Source organism: Actinoplanes sp. NPDC048796 (genome assembly GCF_040650035.1).
Classification (GTDB): Bacteria; Actinomycetota; Actinomycetes; order Mycobacteriales; family Micromonosporaceae; genus Actinoplanes.
The window spans coordinates 848884-865417 of record NZ_JBEZGO010000003.1; the positions used below are offsets into that span (position 1 = coordinate 848884).

Consider the following 16534-nt stretch of genomic DNA (forward strand, 5'->3'; position numbering starts at 1 on the left):
CCAAGGATGGTAGACCGCTGCCGTTTCACGTGAAACGTGGCCAGGTTGGCCGTTTCGTGCGGGGGAGAGAGACGCCAATGCCGGCGGCCGCCGGCCGTCCATCTCGGCTCTAACGCGGTCTCCGGTCTCCGGTCTCCGGTCTCCGGTCTCCGGTCTCCGGTTGCACAGCAGGCAGCGAACCTCTGTCAGGGCCGCAGCCGCCGTCGTCGCATTTTCCGGCGGCCTGAGCCCGGTGATGGTTGCCCTGAACGATCTCGGGTTTATCTGCGACGGCCTGTCGACATCGTCGCTGTTGCCATCGCCCCGCAAGGGCATGCCTTGGCTCGAGCGGGGAATGCCAGCCAGGCGCCTGGGCGCTGCCAGGCAGAGCTGGCATGTTCGGTCAGGCCGAAGGCTTCAAGCCTCCGTCCGTGTTCGCGCACGTGGCGTGAGAGGCCGGGTGGCGTGGCACGGCGCGGTGCTGGGGTTCTCAGCCGCGCCTCGCGGTACGGAAGAGTCAAAGGGAAGGCGGTCCGTGTGCTCCACTGAGGGAGCGGACCGCACGGCTGGCTAAGCGTTTCGAACTTGTACGGCAGCTCGCCATAGTGACCGCCCAGCCCCAGCTAGCGCTGCCGGAGCGGCTTGGCCGGGTGTCACCCGGACATGAACGCAGCTGGAGGCTCTTACCTCGCTGAGAGCGGCACCTCCTACGACATGAGACCTGATTCGGGCGGGCCTCAAGACCTTCAACACAGTTGACCGCGCTAGCCGATTTCCAATCGTTGCGAGCCCATCCGCCCCCATCCTGAGCCACCTTGGTTACGCGGGGCCCAGCCTGGTGGCCGCTGTAGGTGGTTCTAGGTCGTCGGGCGGCGGACCGCCCAGCACCGGGCGTCGGTTCCACGTGAAACGCGACAGAGGTGGATCGCAAGCAAAGCGGCCTGTTGGCTTACGGGCGCAGAAGCCGGTCTGCCGTCAGTCGGCGGCGCTAGCAATGGTGCGTTGCCGTTCATGCGGCTCACTTGCTCACTGAACCTGCATACGGCACCTCCTCCCGTCATGTCTCGGTTCGAACCAGCCTTAGGCCTGGCGCGCGGTACTTCGATTCCGGCCAGTATGCGTTTCACGTGGAACGCTCTCCGCTCAGGAAGGGCGTCGTCCCATGCCGACCGCTTAGGCGCGATGAAGGAATCCGCCGACCTTGGCCGGTCCTCATGCAATGGCAGCCGCAGCATCTGCAAACCTGCTTCCCGCCCAGTCGGTTGGGCCCTCCCGCCCGCGCACTCATAGGAGAAGAAGGGACCGCAAAGGGCAACACCTTCACGGCAACGGAAAATCGGGGCCGGGTATCTTGCCGCGCAAAAACGGCGAAGAGTCTTGGGCGGTTATAAACCTACGTACCTACATAGGGACGTAGCTAAAAGGGGCATTTTTAGCGTTCGGATTGCCTGGAGGTGCGGGACGCGGGGCGGGCGAAATCTCAGGAGAATGGCTCTGACAGAACCGGTTGTGGTGCTGAGGCGGGCACAAAAAAGGCCGGATCGCGCGATCGCTGTCGCGCAACCCGGCCTCCTCGGCTCGGGGGGCTACTCTTCCCCGCCGGAGCCTTCCTCGTCTACGCCGATCATTCCTACGATTCGTTCCAAGTCGTCGACTGTGGCGAACTCGATCGTGATCTTGCCTTTGTTGCGGCCGATGTCGACCTTTACTCGGGTGTCGAAGCGGTCGCTCAAACGGTCGGCCAGATCGTTGAGGGCCGGCGCGTGCACCTTCGGCCGGCGGGTGGGGGCGGCCTTCTTCGCCGGGCCGTCGGCGATCGCCAGGGACACGAGCTCCTCGGTGGCCCGTACCGACAAGCCCTCGGCCACGATGCGCAGCGCCAGCTTCTCCTGGGCCTCCGTGTCGTCCAGTCCCAGGAGCGCCCGCGCGTGTCCGGCCGACAGCACCCCGGCCGCCACTCGGCGCTGTACCGGGGTCGGCAGGTTCAGCAGACGGATCGTGTTGGAGATCTGCGGGCGACTGCGGCCGATCCGCTTGGCTAGCTCCTCGTGCGTCGCCCCGAACTCTTCGAGCAGCTGCTGGTAAGCGGCCGCCTCTTCCAGAGGGTTCAGGTTCGCCCGGTGGATGTTCTCGAGCAGCGCGTCCCGCAGCATTGCGTCGTCGCGCGTCTCACGAACGATCGCCGGGATGGTGTCGCGTCCGATGGCTTGGGCGGCCCGCCAACGCCGCTCGCCCATCACCAGTTCGTAGCGGTTGTCGCCGAGTTCGCGTACGACAATTGGCTGAAGGAAGCCGACCTCCTGGATGGAGGTCTTCAGCTCGTCCAGCGCCTCATCGTCGAAGACGTGTCGCGGCTGCTTGGCGTTCGGCTCGATCGCGCCGACCGGGAGCTCCGTGAAGCGCGCACCCGGCACAGGCGCCAGTTGCTCCTCGGCCGGGGCGACAGCGGCCGGGGCGGTAGCGGTAGCGGCCGGGGCGACAGTGGTCGGCTCCGGCGCGACCACATGCGCCGGCGGGTCCACAGGCACAGACGGCGGAGGCGCGGTGTCGACCGCTGACGGCGCCGGCTCGGCGGCCGGAGCCGTCGGAATCAGGGCGCCCAGGCCGCGGCCCAGCCCGCCCCGCGGACGGTTCTTCATGCCGTGCCTCCCGTATTGACGCCACGCATCGCGATCTCCAGGGCGGCCTCAAAGTAGCTGGTAGCGCCCCTTGATCCCGGATCGTAGGTCATCACGGACTGGCCGTAGCTAGGAGCCTCCGACACGCGCACGTTTCGGGGAATGACGGCGTTGAGCACCTTGCTGCCGAAGTGGTTCCGAACGTCCTGCTCCACCGCGTCGGCCAGCCGGGTACGGCGGTCGTACATGGTCAGCAGGATCGTGGACACGTCGAGCGTCGGGTTCAGGTGCTGGCGCACGAGATTAATGTTGTTGATCAGCTGGTTCAGCCCCTCCAGCGCGTAGTACTCGCACTGAATCGGGATCAAAACCTCCTGCGCCGCACACAGCGCGTTGACGGTCAGCAGACCAAGCGACGGCGGGCAGTCGATGAAGACGTAGTCGAACTTCTCCGGGTGAGCTGCGATGGCACGGGCCAGCCGCGATTCACGCGCCACGACGGACACCAGCTCGATCTCGGCGCCGGCCAGGTCGATGGTCGCCGGCACGCACCACAGATTCGGAATGCCCTCGACACCCTGCGCCACCTCCGACAGCGGCACATTGTCGATCAGACAGTCATAGACGTCGGGCACGCCGGCGTGGTGCGGGACATTGAGACCCGTCGAGGCATTGCCCTGCGGGTCGAGGTCGACGACGAGAACGCGGTTGCCATGCAACGCCAGGGCCACCGCGAGGTTCACGGTGGTGGTGGTCTTACCGACGCCACCCTTCTGGTTCGCGACGCAGAGCACCCTCGGGTGGTCCGGGCGCGGCATGGTGATCTCGCCGCTCGGGTTGAGGATCTGCACAGCTCGCAACGCTTCCATGGCTAGTGGCGGATCGTCCTCATCCCGGCTCGGCGTTTCACGTGAAACATGCTCGTCCGGCGCTGCGGGTACGCCCGCAGAAGGGGCAGCAGCCACCGGAGAGGACGAAACGGGCGCCGCAGAGACGGGAGACGCTGAAACGGGGGCAGCGGAAACAGGCACCGGCGACGACGCGACGGCGGGCGGCTCGGACCGGGGGGCCGGCGCCGGAGGGCGCGGCTCTTCCGGCTGCGGCGAGGACGGGTTCCCGTAGATCTGCCCGGGATACCCACCGCCGGCACGCGGAGCGGGGACGCCATCAGAGGTGTTGTATGCGCCACGCTGACTCATGTCGGACGTACGCTCGCGATCGAGAGATGACTCGGTTTCACGTGAAACACCGTACTCATGCACCGTTTTATCCCTGTTAGTGAGGAACGGGTCGAGCGGCGACACGCGCGTTCCGGCGGCAGAAGACCGGCACACACTATCGACGCCCGGCCAGCCTACGGCCGTCGGGCGAGCCTCGCCACGGCCATCCGTCCGATGAGGCACGACTGACGCCGACGCCACCTCACTCTCCGGGGCCGCATAGACCATCCTCCCGGGCACGAGCCGCAATGCCGCCCCCGCCTCACCTCTACCTTGGCGATCAACTACCGCCGCTTCGCCGCCTCTTTCCCCCACCGCTTCAACGGTTTCGCCACCGCCTTGCGCTTCTCCCAGGCCCTTGATTTCTTGGGTACGCCGGGAAGTCCGACCCACGCTCAGCTGTTCCGCGCCCGTAGTGCCATCAGCGAACGCACTGGACGCCGAATCTGACACCCCTACAGTGCCCGCAGTCGGGTCTTCGGGTCCCACCCCGACCTCGGCGACACCGGCAGTCCCCGCAGCCGCAGGGGGCCCACTCAGCCCGCTAAGCACCACGAAGGCGGCCGGCGACGAGACCGCCCCATCGGTCGGACCGATCGACAACGAGACGAGCAGCCCTCCGACAGAGACCGTGGACTCGTCGCCGAACCCGACAACCGGCCTTGAGATCCCGTCAGCGGCGGGCGACGGCACGACATGAGGGGCGTCGTCAACGCGCTCCTGGCCCTGCCTATCCGGCGACGATGACGCAGAAGGCTGGACCCCGCCCCTCTTCCCGCGCCGACGGCTCCGACGATCGGAAGAACCCGACTCGCCCCGAGATGCGGGGATCGCCCCTGTGGCCGACGTACGCCCCGGCGAAGGGACCGGCGGCATCTCCACACCACCCTTCTCGCCGTCCGTGGACCGCACCCTCAACTCACGAGCGGCCACCAAGGACAGCGATGGCAAGGCAGTAGACGTAGTCGTCGACACCCGGGCAGGTGCCGATCTCGGCGACGTCGGACAGGAAACCGAGCCCCCAGGTACGGCGGCGAGGGAATCAATAGCGGCAGCGGAACCCGGGACGGCCGAAGAGCGCGGCGCGGCAGGCACACCCGGAATGACAGAGGAGCCAGGAACGACACCGGAACTCGAAACGGCACGAGAGCCCGCAACGCCAGGAGAGCTTGAGCTATCAGGAGAGCTCGGAGCGGAAGCCGAACGCAAGGAGCGAGCGGGCGCGAAGCCCGGAGCGGGATCGGAAGCGGAGCTCGAACCAAGATGGGAGCTCGCAGCGGAACCAGAGCCGGGAGCGGTGGGATCACCGCCCCCGGCGGCTCCGGGGGAGAGCTGGTCGGGACGCTTCTCTTTCGCGTGTCGTTTGCGTGCGCCCCGCCTGGACATCTATCCCCTCCGTGGTCTCCCACGCCCGGCGTTGCGGCTGTTCGAACGGCCGCGTGCCGGGCTTGCCGCCCGGCTGGGCGGCTTCGGCCTGGACTGCACGACGACCTCCACGACCGTGGTGGGCGGGTCGATCAGGCCCTCCCCGCACAGATGGATCACCGGGTCGGCTCCGCCCAGGTCGGCGAGGGCCTTCCGGTGCTCCGCGGCCTCCTCGGCGGCCGAGGCGCCCTTGAGCGCCAGCAACCTGCCGCCGACACGGGCCAGCGGAAGGCACCAGCCGGCCAGGCGGTCGAGCGGGGCGACCGCCCGCGCGGTGACGACGTCGGCGCCGGCGGGGGGCCCGTCGACGACGTCTTCGGCGCGGCCCCGAACGACCGTGACGGCCGCGTCGAGACCCAGTGCGGTCACCGCCTCCGACAGGAACGCGGTGCGTCGTGCCAGCGGCTCGACCAGGGTGATGCGCAGGTCCGGCCGGGCCACTGCCAGCACGATACCGGGCAAACCGGCACCAGACCCCACGTCAACCACCGAAGCGCCGATAGGGATGATCTCGGACACAACGGCACAATTCACTAAGTGCCGCTCCCAAATTCGCGGCGCCTCCCGGGGCCCGATCAGCCCGCGTACGACCCCGTCGGTCACCAGCAGCCGCGCATAGGCCTCAGCCAGCCCGAGGCGATCCCCGAAAACCCGAGCCGCCACCTCAGCAATCTCCGCCGGGGGGTCGCCAGAAGGCAGCGATGAAGAGGGTTTCGTCGAAGAAGACGAGGAGGGCGCAGTCGGCAAAGAGAGCGAAGGCGCGTCCGGCAAAGCGGGCGAAGGCGCGTCCGGCAAGGCGGGCGAGGAAGAGGAAGGCACCGCGGCCGGCGAAGACGAAGACGAGGGTGAAACCGAGACGGGAGAGGTCTCAGAAGAACGGGCACCCGAGCTACCCGAAGAGGCACGCTTGCCGGGAAAGGCCAGCGGCCGCCGAGGGCCACGGCGTACTCCCGAAGGCTCCGGGAACGAAACCGGCCCGGGCGATCCCTCGCCCGGGCCGGCGTCCCCCGCGCTCGCGCGTGGGTCAGTCATCGTCAGTCCGCCACACGCACCACGATGCGACGGTTGGGCTCCACGCCCTCGGACTCGCTCTGCACGCCCGAGATGGCGTTCACCACGTCGTGCACGCACTTGCGCTCGAAGGCCGACATCGGCTCGAGCCGGACCGGGTCGCCGTGCTCCTTCACCTTTTCCACAGCGTTGCGGGCCACCGCCGCCAGCTCCTTGCGGCGCGACGCCCGGTAGCCGCCGATGTCGAGCAACAGGCGCGACGGTGAACCGGTCGCCCGGAAGATCGCCAGCCGGGTCAGCTCCTGAAGGGCTTCCAGCGTGGCGCCGCGCTGGCCGACGAGCGGCTGCAGCCGGCCGCCCACCACCTCGACCATCGGGCGCCCGGCCGACACGAGCTCGTCGATGTCGCCGTCGTAGTCGAGGATGTCCAACAGTCCCTCGACGTAGTCGGCGGCAATCTCGCTCTGGCGGAACAGGTCGCCGTCCGAGGCCACGCTCTCCGACGTTTTCGTCTCCTCGGCTGGGGACGCGGAGACTGACGATTCGGGCGTGCTGGTGTCGGTCACGGTCTCATCTCCGTACTCAATCGGGCCGGACCTGCTCGGTCCGCTGCTTCCGCGGCGAGTAGGTGGTGCCGCGGGGAGGTCTCAGTAGGGGCGCGCTCGGGCACCGCCGAAGCAGTGCCCGAGCCGCGATCATCCCTTGGGTTTGCTCGCCGGTCTGGCGCCCTTCTTCGGATTCACCGGTTTGGCGCCCGGCTTCGGGGCCAGCGCCTTGGTGTCCACCACCGGCGGCTGCGGCTCCGGCTGGTTCTTCTTGCCGAACAGGCCGCCGCTGCGGCCGGTCTGGACCGGGCTCTTCGGGGCGGTCGTGCCACCGGCGGGTTTCTTGGCCGGCGGGCCGGACGGGCGCGCCGGCGCCGAGGCGTTCTTCTTGGCCATCTGCGGCGGCGGGAACTTGCGCAGCACCCACTGCTGCTGGGCCAGAGTGAACAGGTTGTTCGTGACCCAGTAGATGATCACACCGATGGGGAACAGCGAACCGGAGACGAGCAGGGAGAGCGGGATGCCGTAGAGCATCAGCCGCTGGATCATCTTCTGCTGCGGGTCCTCGGCCCAACCGGTCTTGAGGATCATCTGACGGCTGGTGAGGTACGTCGTCGTCATCATGATCAGCACCAGGATGCCGGCGATGATCTTGACGGTGGTGCCGTTGGCGTCGAGCGCCGCGAGCTCGGTCGCGCTGGAGCCGAACTTGGCCGGGAGCGGCGCCGTGAACAGCGACGCGTGGGTCGCGCTCTCGAACTGCTCGACCGTCCACCCGTACAGCGTCTTGCCCTGGTTGTCGGGATTGAGTCGCCGCAGGACGTGGAAGAGGCCCAGGAAGACGGGGATCTGCAAGAACATCGGAAGGCAGCCCATGAGCGGGTTGGCCTTCTCGGTCTTGTACAGCTCCATCATTTCTTTCTGGAGCGTTTCCCGGTCACCCTTGTGCTTCTCCTGCAGCTCCTTGACCTTGGGCTGCAGTGCCTGCATCGCCCGCTGGCTCTTGATCTGCTTGACGAAGACCGGGAAGAGGATGACCCGGACCGTCACCACCAGGAAGACGATGGACAGCACCCAGGACCAGTTGGTGCCCAGGACCTTGCTGTCCGGGATTCCGATGAAGTCCCAGAGGTCATGCCAGCGCAGGAGGATCCACGAGATGGCGTAGTAGATCCAGTCGAGACTCAATTCAGGCTCCAGTCACATCGGCAGGACGGTGACGGATCGGGTCAGGTACCGGGTCGTACCCGCCAGGGTGGAAGGGGTGGCAGCGCAGGAGCCGCCAGACCGTCAACCCCGTCCCGCGCACAGCACCGTGCTTATGCAGTGCCTCCAGGGAGTACGCACTGCACGAGGGATAGAACCGACAGCGGGCCGGCAGCACCGGACTCACATAACGACGGTACGCGACGACCAGCGCGGTCAGCACACGGGCGAGCACGCTCATCGCGGCCTCCGCGGCCTGCGGGCCGCCGCCAGGGCGCCGTCGAGGTCATCGGCCAGAGTGTCGAAGGACGCTTCGGCGGACGGGGGCAGAGCCCTCACCACCAGCGTCGATCCACCGGGCAGACCGTCCAATCGAGGCCGGACCAGATGCCGGAGCCGGCGGCGGACCCTGTTACGGACCACCGCGTTGCCGACAGCTTTGGATACGACGAAGCCGGCGCGCGCCGCAGAGGCTTGCACCGGCTCCTCGATAAGCAGATGAACGACAACCGTCCCGCGACCGGCCCGGCGGCCACCGCGAATCGCAGCGGCGAAGTCAGAGCTACGCCGCAGACGCTGAGTCGCGGCCAGCACGACTACCTGGCCAATTTCCGGGCCGACAGGCGTGTCGGCTCAGGCCGACAGCTTGTCGCGGCCCTTGCCACGGCGAGCAGCGAGAATGGCACGCCCGGCACGGGTGCGCATGCGCAGCCGGAAGCCGTGGGTCTTGGCACGCCGGCGGTTGTTCGGCTGGTAGGTGCGCTTGCTCACGTCAAAACTCCGTCTTCGTACAACATCCAGGGGGCATCAAAGCTGCAAGACGCCACTTTAGCAGAACGCGGCGGAGCAACCGCTCGACCCTACGCAGGGCGGCCGCGCCGGTCAACCATATCCTGAATCGGCACGCCGACCACGAGATCACGGCACCGCGCGGAGGATGGGAGTCTGCGCGCGTTGTGAATCTTTTCCTGCCGTCGGGCGCTTGCTCGCCGATACGAGAGCGACACGAGAGTTGATGCTGCGGCGACCTCGCTGTTAGCGTGCCCGTTTGCTGGTCATCAGCGGTGTACGCGTACCACGACGAGTCGGCCAAAACCAGACAAGCAGGTGAATCGTTCGGCACGGTGAGCCTGCGAAACCGCGCCGTTTCAGGCTCCGGGGTCTGCCGACCATCCGGCCGGGGAAGCGACCACCGACACGTACACAGGGCTTGTGGATAACCTGTGGACAGCCGGTGGCGCCGAGCGTCTTCAGCACGTTAAATGTTGTGCTGGGTTGGGGGAGACGTCGAGTGCCTGGAGGGCAGCGACGAGCGGTAGAGCCGGACAAGGTCCACCGGGGGTCGGTGGCGATGGGGGTGGCGCGGCGGTGGCCGATCAGGTCGACCTGAGCGGTGTGTGGAAGGCGACGCTGGACGAACTGGCCGACGAGATCTCGTCGCGTCAGCAGCGTGCCTATCTGCAGCTGACCCAGCTGCGCGCCATCGTCGAGGACACCGCGCTGCTGGCCGTCCCGGACGCCTTCACCCGCGACGTCATCGAGTCCCGTCTGCGCCCCGCGATCACCGAGGCGCTGAGCCGCCGCCTCAACCGGCCGATCCAGGTCGCCGTGACCGTCAAGCCTCCGGAGGACGGCACCGGTCTACCCGGAAAGGTGTACGGCACCCCGGTCGAGGCCCAGCCGGCGGAGCCCGAGCCGCAACCGCGCCACTACGCCGACCCGCCCCGCCAGCCGGAGCCGCCGGCCTACGACCCGTACCCACCGCCCGGCTCGGCTCAGCGTCCGCCGGCCGGCGGTTACCCCCGTAACGTTCCCGCCGCCCGTGGCGGGCAGGAAGCCCTGTTCGGCGACCCACTGCCCCCACCGCCGCCGATGCCGGAGAAGCCGGAATCGAACGAGCCGCCGGCCCGCCGGATGGCCGCCGACCAGTCGCAGCTGCGCGAGAACCAGTCCGCCTTCGGCCCCGACCGCGACGACACGCTGCAGATGCGCGGCGGCGACAACGGGCCCGGCCGCGCCCAGCCCGACATCCGCCCGTCGAGCAACCCGCGCGGCACGAACGACGGCAACCGCCTCAACCCGAAGTACATGTTCGAGACGTTCGTCATCGGCTCGTCCAACCGCTTCGCACACGCGGCCGCCGTCGCCGTCGCCGAGTCGCCGGCAAAGGCGTACAACCCGCTCTTCATCTATGGCAGTTCCGGTCTCGGAAAGACCCACCTGCTGCACGCCATCGGTCATTACGCGACGACACTCGGTCACGCGAGAAGCGTCCGCTACGTCTCGACCGAGGAATTCACCAACGACTTCATCAACAGCCTGCGCGACGACAAGACCCAGGCGTTCCAGCGGCGCTACCGCGACGTCGACATCCTGCTGATCGACGACATCCAGTTCCTGGAAAACCGCGAGCGTACGCAGGAAGAGTTCTTCCACACGTTCAACACGTTGCACAACGCCAACAAGCAGATCGTCATCAGCTCCGACCGTTCGCCGCGCCAGCTGGCGACGCTCGAGGACCGCATGCGCACCCGCTTCGAGTGGGGCCTGCTCGCCGACATTCAGCCGCCCGACCTGGAAACGCGCATCGCGATCCTCCAGAAGAAGGCCGCACAGGAACGCATGTACGCGCCCGCCGACGTCCTCGAGTTCATCGCCTCACGCGTCTCCAACTCGATTCGCGAGCTCGAGGGCGCCCTCATCCGGGTGACTGCCTTCGCCAGCCTCACCCGAAGCCCGGTCCAGCTCGCCCTGGCCGAAGAGGTCCTCCGCGACTTCATGCCCGACGGCGCCGGCCCGGAAATCACCGCCGACCAGATCATGGTCTCCACCGCCGACTATTTCGGCGTCAGCCTCGAGGACCTGCGCGGCCATTCCCGCAGCCGCGTCCTGGTCAACGCACGCCAGGTCGCCATGTACCTCTGCCGCGAACTGACCGACCTCTCACTTCCACGAATCGGACAGGCCTTCGGCGGCCGCGACCACACCACGGTCATGCACGCCGACCGCAAAATCCGCCAGCACATGGCCGAGCGGCGCTCCCTCTACAACCAGATCGCCGAACTGACCAACCGCATCAAACAAAACACCTGATTCCCGCGACGCCCGCTGCTTCCTCTTTGGCAGTACGCATCCGCCTGTCCACAACCACAGGCACACCGCCCCGTCCGTAATAGCCCGGCCAGTCGGTGGTCACGCCCGCGAGGCGCCGCCGGGCTGAGCTGCCGTACCCCAGCTCATTTCCCCACAGCCCCGGCCCCCTCCACTCACCCAGGTCGAGCAGGCTTCCCACCACCTCAGCCACCCGGACCCGCCCGCCACGCCGGCCAACTCCGTCCACCGCGCGTCCCCCACGACGATCGCGTCCGCACCGCCGTCCCGCCCAGTTCCACCCGTCACGTCGCACAGCGTCTGTCCCGCTTGACCGCGGCTGCCACGCCTCTGCGCCTGTAGCGTTCCGCAGCGCCGTCGAGCCTTCCAGCGTCCGCCGCGTCCCCAACGCCGTCGAGCCCTCGCTACGCCTCTCGGGCCCCGCTACGCCCGTCGCGCCCCGCAGCGACTGCCGCACGCCGCAGCGTCTGCGGCACCTTGCTGCGACTGCCGCACATTGCTGCGACTGTCGGGCCTCGCAGCGACTGCCGCTACCCGCAGCACCTGCCGCACCCGCGACGCCTGCCGCGCCCCGCAGCACCTGTGGCAGGACCCTGCGTCCATCGCACCTAGGCACGCCCCACCGCACCTCGCCGCGCCGCGCCGCGTCCACCGCCGCCTTGCTGTGTCCACCGCACCCCGCTGGGTACGCCCCGGGCCAGCCAGCGGCCGTCCACCGTGTGAAGCAGCTGCCGTCCACCGCACAACGCTGTGTCCACAACTTCGCCAGCTCACAGAGCATGTCGTACCAAGCAGCGGCCGCCGCCCCTCGCCGGTGCCCCGGGTCGTCACCGAGCCGAGCAGGTCCGGAGGCGTCACCGACGCCGAGCAGGTTCTCGAGGCGTCACCAAGCACGCAGCATCCGGAGGCGTCACCGAGCCGACCAGCATCCCGGGCCGTCACCGAGCCGAGCGGGCACAGAGGCGTCACCGAGGCGCCCAGCTCTCGAAGGCGTCACCGACGCCGAGCAGGTTCTCGAGGCGTCACCAAGGCACGCAGCATCCGGAGGCGTCACCGAGCCGATCAGCTTCCTGGGGCGTCATCCAGGCGCGCAATTCCGCACCGCACAGGGCGTCCACCTGGGAAGTTGCGCCTGTCCACAAGCCGGCGCGTCGGTCAGGACCGGCAGTCGCCGAAGGCCACGCCCCTGTGGACAAAGCCGCCAACCCCAGCGCCCGGCCCGCGTCGGCAGTCGGGCTCCGATCGGATTCGGCGAACGCCTCGAGGACCGCCCTCCCCGAGATCATCCCCACACGAACGGGGTTATCCACACCCGATCGTGTCGCTCAGAGGGGCGATTTCCCCGTATTCCTCAGCCTTTGTCCCCAGCCTGTGCATAACTCCAGCGCCGAAATCACGGAGTTCTCCACAGGCCGGCGCAAGATCCCCCGGGCGGACCACGGGCAAACCACCGCGTCTCTCACCCATCCCCGGGGCCACTTTGTCAACGCCGGAACGGAACCGTTTCGTGCCAACGTTGTCCACACTAATCCACAGGCATCCACAGAAGTTTTCCCCAGCGGTGGAGAACTAGCCGAGCCGTTCTCCACAGATGTGGACCAAGCCTGGGGAAATCGATGTGGACAGACACAGAGCGTCACAGTTGATCTCACAGCCTGTGGAGGACTGTGGATTTCCTGTTGAAGGTTCTGGGGACGACGAGCCGGTAGCGTTGCTACGCCGTCCACAGGGCGGGGGATAAAACCCGTGGATATCCGGTGGATAAGCGGTGGACAGCGGTGGACAACCGGCCGTCGGGTCCGCGACTGTGGATGACGACCGGGGTTTGTACCCTGGTTTCCCACATGTGAATCACCGGTGGATAACTCGCTGACCTGCGAATACGCGAGTTTTCCACACTATGCACAGGCCCTATGAAGACGACTAGATATTTCTCTAAGACAACAAAAAGCAATCAACGGCGTTGTGGATGTTGTGGGTGAGCCGCTTCGAGCCGTTGCTCCACAGCTTGATCAAGCAAAACCAGCACCGGGGCCGGAGCGACAGCGCTCCGCTGCCCGCAATAAGGTTCGTGGGGGTCGAAGCTCCACTACGAAGCCCACACGAACCCCACGACATGGTCGAAGCCCCACCAACATGAGGAAGCGACGCGGAGGACAGCATGAAGTTCCGGGTGGAGCGAGACGCACTCGCCGACGCCGTGGCCTGGACCGCCAAGAGCCTGCCCAGCCGTCCGTCGGTGCCGGTTCTGGCCGGCGTCATGCTGCGCGTCACCGACAGCAGGCTCCAGGTCTCCGGCTTCGACTACGAGGTGTCCAGTCAGGTGACCGTCGAGGTGCAGGCCGACGCCGACGGCGCCGCCCTGGTCTCCGGCCGCCTGCTCGCTGAGATCACCAAGGCGCTGCCGGCCAAGCCGGTCGACATCGCCGCCGTCGGCGCCCATCTCGAGCTCGTCTGCGGCAGTGCCCGGTTCACGCTGCCGACGATGCCTGTCGAGGACTACCCGAGCCTGCCCGAGATGCCCTCCAGCGCCGGCACCGTCGACGCGGCCGCCTTCGCCGCCGCCGTCGCCCAGGTCGCCGTCGCCGCGGGCCGGGACGAGACGCTGCCGATGATGACCGGTGTGCGCATCGAGCTGAACGGCTCGACCATGGCCATGCTCGCCACCGACCGCTACCGCCTCGCCATGCGCGAGATGGAGTGGAACCCGGACGACCCCGAGATCAGCCTCAACTCGCTGGTGCCGGCGAAGACCCTCAACGACACGGCCAAGACGCTCGGCCCGCTCGGTGGCTCGGTCACCCTCGCGCTCGCGCAGGGCAACGCCGGCGAGGGCATGATCGGTTTCGCCGGTGGCACCCGGCGCACCACGAGCCGGCTGCTCGACGGGGCGAACTACCCGCCGGTGCGCTCACTGTTCCCGGCCAGCAGCAACGCGCAGGCCCAGATCAGCGTGCCCGGCCTGGTCGAGGTCGTGCGCCGGGTGGCCCTGGTCGCCGAGCGCACCACCCCGGTGCTGCTGAGCTTCAGCGAGGACGGTCTGGTGGTCGAGGCCGGTGGGACTGAGGAGGCCCGGGCCAGCGAGGCCATGGAGGCCACGTTCACCGGCGAGGCGCTGACGATCGGCTTCAACCCGCAGTATCTGATCGACGGTCTGCAGAACCTGGGCTCGTCGATCGCCGTGTTCTCGTTCGTCGACGCGTTCAAGCCCGCTGTGATCTCGCCCGCAACGGAAGAGGGCGAAATCATCCCCGGATACCGCTATCTGATCATGCCGATCAGGGTAACCCGCTGATACTGGGCCTGAGAGAAACGCACGATCTAGGGGGAACACCATGCAGCTCGGCCTTATCGGTCTCGGCCGAATGGGTGGAAACATGCGCGATCGCCTTCGCGCAGCCGGTCACGAGGTTGTCGGCTACGACCACCACCCGGAGAACAGCGACGTCGCCAACCTGGCCGAACTGGTCGAGAAGCTCGCCTCGCCGCGAGTCATCTGGACGATGGTGCCCGCGGGGAAGATCACCGAGGACACCATCAACGAGCTCGCGGACCTGCTGTCCGAGGGCGACATCATCATCGACGGCGGCAACTCGAAGTTCACCGACGACGCCCCGCGCGCCGAGCGGCTGAAGCCGAAGGGCATCCACTACCTCGATGTCGGCGTGTCCGGCGGCATCTGGGGCAAGACCAACGGCTACGCGCTGATGGTCGGCGGCGACGAGGCCGACGTCCAGCACTGCCTGCCGATCTTCCAGGCGCTCAAGCCGGAGGGTGAGTTCGGCTTCGCGCACGCCGGCACGCACGGCGCCGGCCACTACGCCAAGATGATCCACAACGGCATCGAGTACGGCATGATGCAGGCGTACGGCGAGGGCTACGAGATCCTGATGGCCTCGGAGCTCGTCCACAACGTGCCGGCCGTCATCAAGAGCTGGCGCGAGGGCAGCGTCGTCAAGTCGTGGCTGCTCGACCTGCTCGACCGGGCGCTCGACGCGGACCCGGAGCTGGCGCAGATCAAGGGCTACGTCGAGGACACCGGCGAGGGCCGCTGGACGGTGGACGAGGCGGTCCGCCTGGCCGTTCCCGCCCACGTCCTGGCCGCTTCGATCTTCACTCGGTTCGAGTCCCGTCAGGACGACTCGCCCGCGATGAAGGCCGTGGCCGCGCTGCGCAACCAGTTCGGCGGTCACGCCGTGAAGTCCGTCTGAGCAAGCTGTGTACGTACGCCGGGTCGAGCTGACCAACTTCCGCTCGTACGAGCGGGTCGCGGTTGATCTCGAACCCGGCGTGTCCGTGCTGGTCGGCCAGAACGGCATGGGCAAGACCAACCTCATCGAGGCGCTGGGTTACGTGGCCACTCTGGACAGTCACCGGGTGGCCACGGATGCCCCGCTGGTCCGCGCCGGGTCCGCCAGCGCGGTGATCCGGTGCGCCGTCGTCCACGAAGGACGGGAACTCCTGGTCGAGCTGGAGATCGTTCCCGGCAAGGCGAACCGGGCCCGGCTCAACCGTTCCCCGGTACGCCGCCCGCGGGAGACTCTGGGCGCCCTGCGCATGGTGCTGTTCGCCCCGGAAGATCTCGAGCTGGTCCGCGGCGACCCGTCGGAGCGCCGCCGCTACCTCGACGATCTTCTCGTCGCCCGCCAGCCCCGGTACGCCGGCGTCCGCGCCGACTACGACCGGGTGATCAAGCAGCGCAACGCCCTGCTGCGTACGGCGTACCTGACCCGCAAGGTCGGCGGCAACCGCGGCCAGGACCTGTCCACCCTGGCCGTCTGGGACCAACACCTGGCCCATCACGGCGCCGAGTTGCTGGCCGGCCGGCTCGAGCTGGTCGCGGCTCTCGCCCCTCATCTCACCAAGGCGTACGACGCGGTCGCGGCCGGCCGGACGGCCGCCTCGATCACGTACGCGGCGAAACTCGGCGACGGGCTCACCCCCGACCGCCCCGCCCTCGAACGGGCCCTGCTCGAGTCGCTCCAGGAGCGCCGGACGGCCGAGATCGAGCGGGGCGTCACCCTGGTCGGCCCGCACCGCGACGATCTCGCCCTGAACCTGGGCGACCTGCCGGCCAAGGGCTACGCGAGCCACGGCGAGTCCTGGTCGTTCGCTCTGGCGCTGCGCCTGGCCGCGTACGACCTGCTGCGTTCCGACGGCATCGAGCCGGTCCTGGTCCTCGACGACGTCTTCGCCGAGCTCGACGGCGGCCGCCGTGACCGGCTCGCCGCCCTGGTCTCCGACGCCGCCCAGCTTCTGGTCACCTGCGCCGTCCCCGAGGACGTGCCGGCGGCCCTGCGCGGCGCCCGCTTCGACGTCACGACGGGATCGGTGAGCCGTGCCGGATGACCACCGCAACGACGATGACGACCCCACCCAGCGGGACGACCGGACCCGCCACGACGACCTGGTCCGCGAG

General features: G+C 68.1%; 12 protein-coding genes. 4 read left to right on the top strand and 8 right to left on the bottom strand.

The genetic code is table 11. The features are described 5' to 3' along the window. Positions 1 to 1565 precede the first annotated feature (1565 nt). The 8 genes from AB0C26_RS17660 to rpmH all read right to left on the bottom strand — a co-directional run bounded on the left by AB0C26_RS17660 (position 1566) and on the right by rpmH (position 8775). Positions 1566 to 2618: a ParB/RepB/Spo0J family partition protein gene (locus tag AB0C26_RS17660; protein ID WP_360247943.1), complete on the bottom strand. Its 1053-nt coding sequence runs from the start codon at positions 2616 to 2618 to the stop codon at positions 1566 to 1568. Beyond that, entirely contained in the window at positions 2615 to 3628 is a 1014-nt protein-coding gene (locus tag AB0C26_RS17665) for a ParA family protein (RefSeq protein WP_360248309.1), read from the bottom strand. Before AB0C26_RS17665 ends, AB0C26_RS17660 begins: the two co-directional genes overlap by 4 nt. A gap of 1575 nt (positions 3629 to 5203) precedes the next feature. Further along, the gene (gene rsmG / locus AB0C26_RS17670) at positions 5204 to 5941 is read right to left on the bottom strand and encodes a 16S rRNA (guanine(527)-N(7))-methyltransferase RsmG (RefSeq protein ID WP_360248311.1); all 738 of its coding nucleotides are present in this window, start codon (positions 5939 to 5941) and stop codon (positions 5204 to 5206) included. Positions 5942 to 6276: 335 nt separating this feature from the next. After that, positions 6277 to 6819, bottom strand: a complete 543-nt coding sequence (locus tag AB0C26_RS17675) for a R3H domain-containing nucleic acid-binding protein (RefSeq protein ID WP_360247945.1) — start codon at positions 6817 to 6819, stop codon at positions 6277 to 6279. Positions 6820 to 6948: 129 nt separating this feature from the next. Beyond that, positions 6949 to 7986 (bottom strand): membrane protein insertase YidC, encoded by a 1038-nt coding sequence (yidC, locus tag AB0C26_RS17680; protein WP_360247947.1) that lies wholly within the window; start codon positions 7984 to 7986, stop codon positions 6949 to 6951. Between the two features lies 1 nt (position 7987). Further along, on the bottom strand, positions 7988 to 8245 hold the full coding sequence (gene yidD, locus AB0C26_RS17685; protein ID WP_097329387.1) for a membrane protein insertion efficiency factor YidD: 258 nt from the start codon (positions 8243 to 8245) through the stop codon (positions 7988 to 7990). Beyond that, entirely contained in the window at positions 8242 to 8598 is a 357-nt protein-coding gene (rnpA, locus tag AB0C26_RS17690; protein ID WP_360247949.1) for a ribonuclease P protein component, read from the bottom strand. Before rnpA ends, yidD begins: the two co-directional genes overlap by 4 nt. A 39-nt stretch (positions 8599 to 8637) precedes the next feature. After that, on the bottom strand, positions 8638 to 8775 hold the full coding sequence (rpmH, locus tag AB0C26_RS17695) for a 50S ribosomal protein L34 (RefSeq protein WP_097329385.1): 138 nt from the start codon (positions 8773 to 8775) through the stop codon (positions 8638 to 8640). Positions 8776 to 9372: 597 nt separating this feature from the next. On the opposite strand from rpmH, the gene dnaA reads away from it, so the two are divergent. The 4 genes from dnaA to recF all read left to right on the top strand — a co-directional run bounded on the left by dnaA (position 9373) and on the right by recF (position 16464). Continuing rightward, complete coding sequence (gene dnaA / locus AB0C26_RS17700) at positions 9373 to 11097, top strand: chromosomal replication initiator protein DnaA (RefSeq protein ID WP_360247952.1); 1725 nt, start codon at positions 9373 to 9375, stop codon at positions 11095 to 11097. A 2179-nt stretch (positions 11098 to 13276) separates the two neighbouring features. After that, positions 13277 to 14410, top strand: a complete 1134-nt coding sequence (gene dnaN / locus AB0C26_RS17705; RefSeq protein WP_360247954.1) for a DNA polymerase III subunit beta — start codon at positions 13277 to 13279, stop codon at positions 14408 to 14410. Between the two features lie 40 nt (positions 14411 to 14450). Then, positions 14451 to 15326, top strand: coding sequence for a phosphogluconate dehydrogenase (NAD(+)-dependent, decarboxylating) (gene gnd / locus AB0C26_RS17710; RefSeq protein ID WP_360247956.1), 876 nt, complete (start codon positions 14451 to 14453; stop codon positions 15324 to 15326). A gap of 7 nt (positions 15327 to 15333) precedes the next feature. Then, positions 15334 to 16464 carry a DNA replication/repair protein RecF gene (gene recF, locus AB0C26_RS17715; protein WP_360247958.1) on the top strand — a complete coding sequence of 377 codons (1131 nt, stop codon included), beginning with the start codon at positions 15334 to 15336 and terminating at the stop codon, positions 16462 to 16464. The last annotated feature ends 70 nt before the right edge of the window (positions 16465 to 16534 follow it).

What these genes read in the sequence shown, in the direction of transcription:
- AB0C26_RS17660 (WP_360247943.1), bottom strand. Translation starts at nt 2,618, where the DNA reads ATGAAGAACCGTCCGCGGGGCGGGCTGGGCCGCGGCCTGGGCGCCCTG.
- yidD (WP_097329387.1), bottom strand. Translation starts at nt 8,245, where the DNA reads ATGAGCGTGCTCGCCCGTGTGCTGACCGCGCTGGTCGTCGCGTACCGT.
- dnaN (WP_360247954.1), top strand. Translation starts at nt 13,277, where the DNA reads ATGAAGTTCCGGGTGGAGCGAGACGCACTCGCCGACGCCGTGGCCTGG.
- gnd (WP_360247956.1), top strand. Translation starts at nt 14,451, where the DNA reads ATGCAGCTCGGCCTTATCGGTCTCGGCCGAATGGGTGGAAACATGCGC.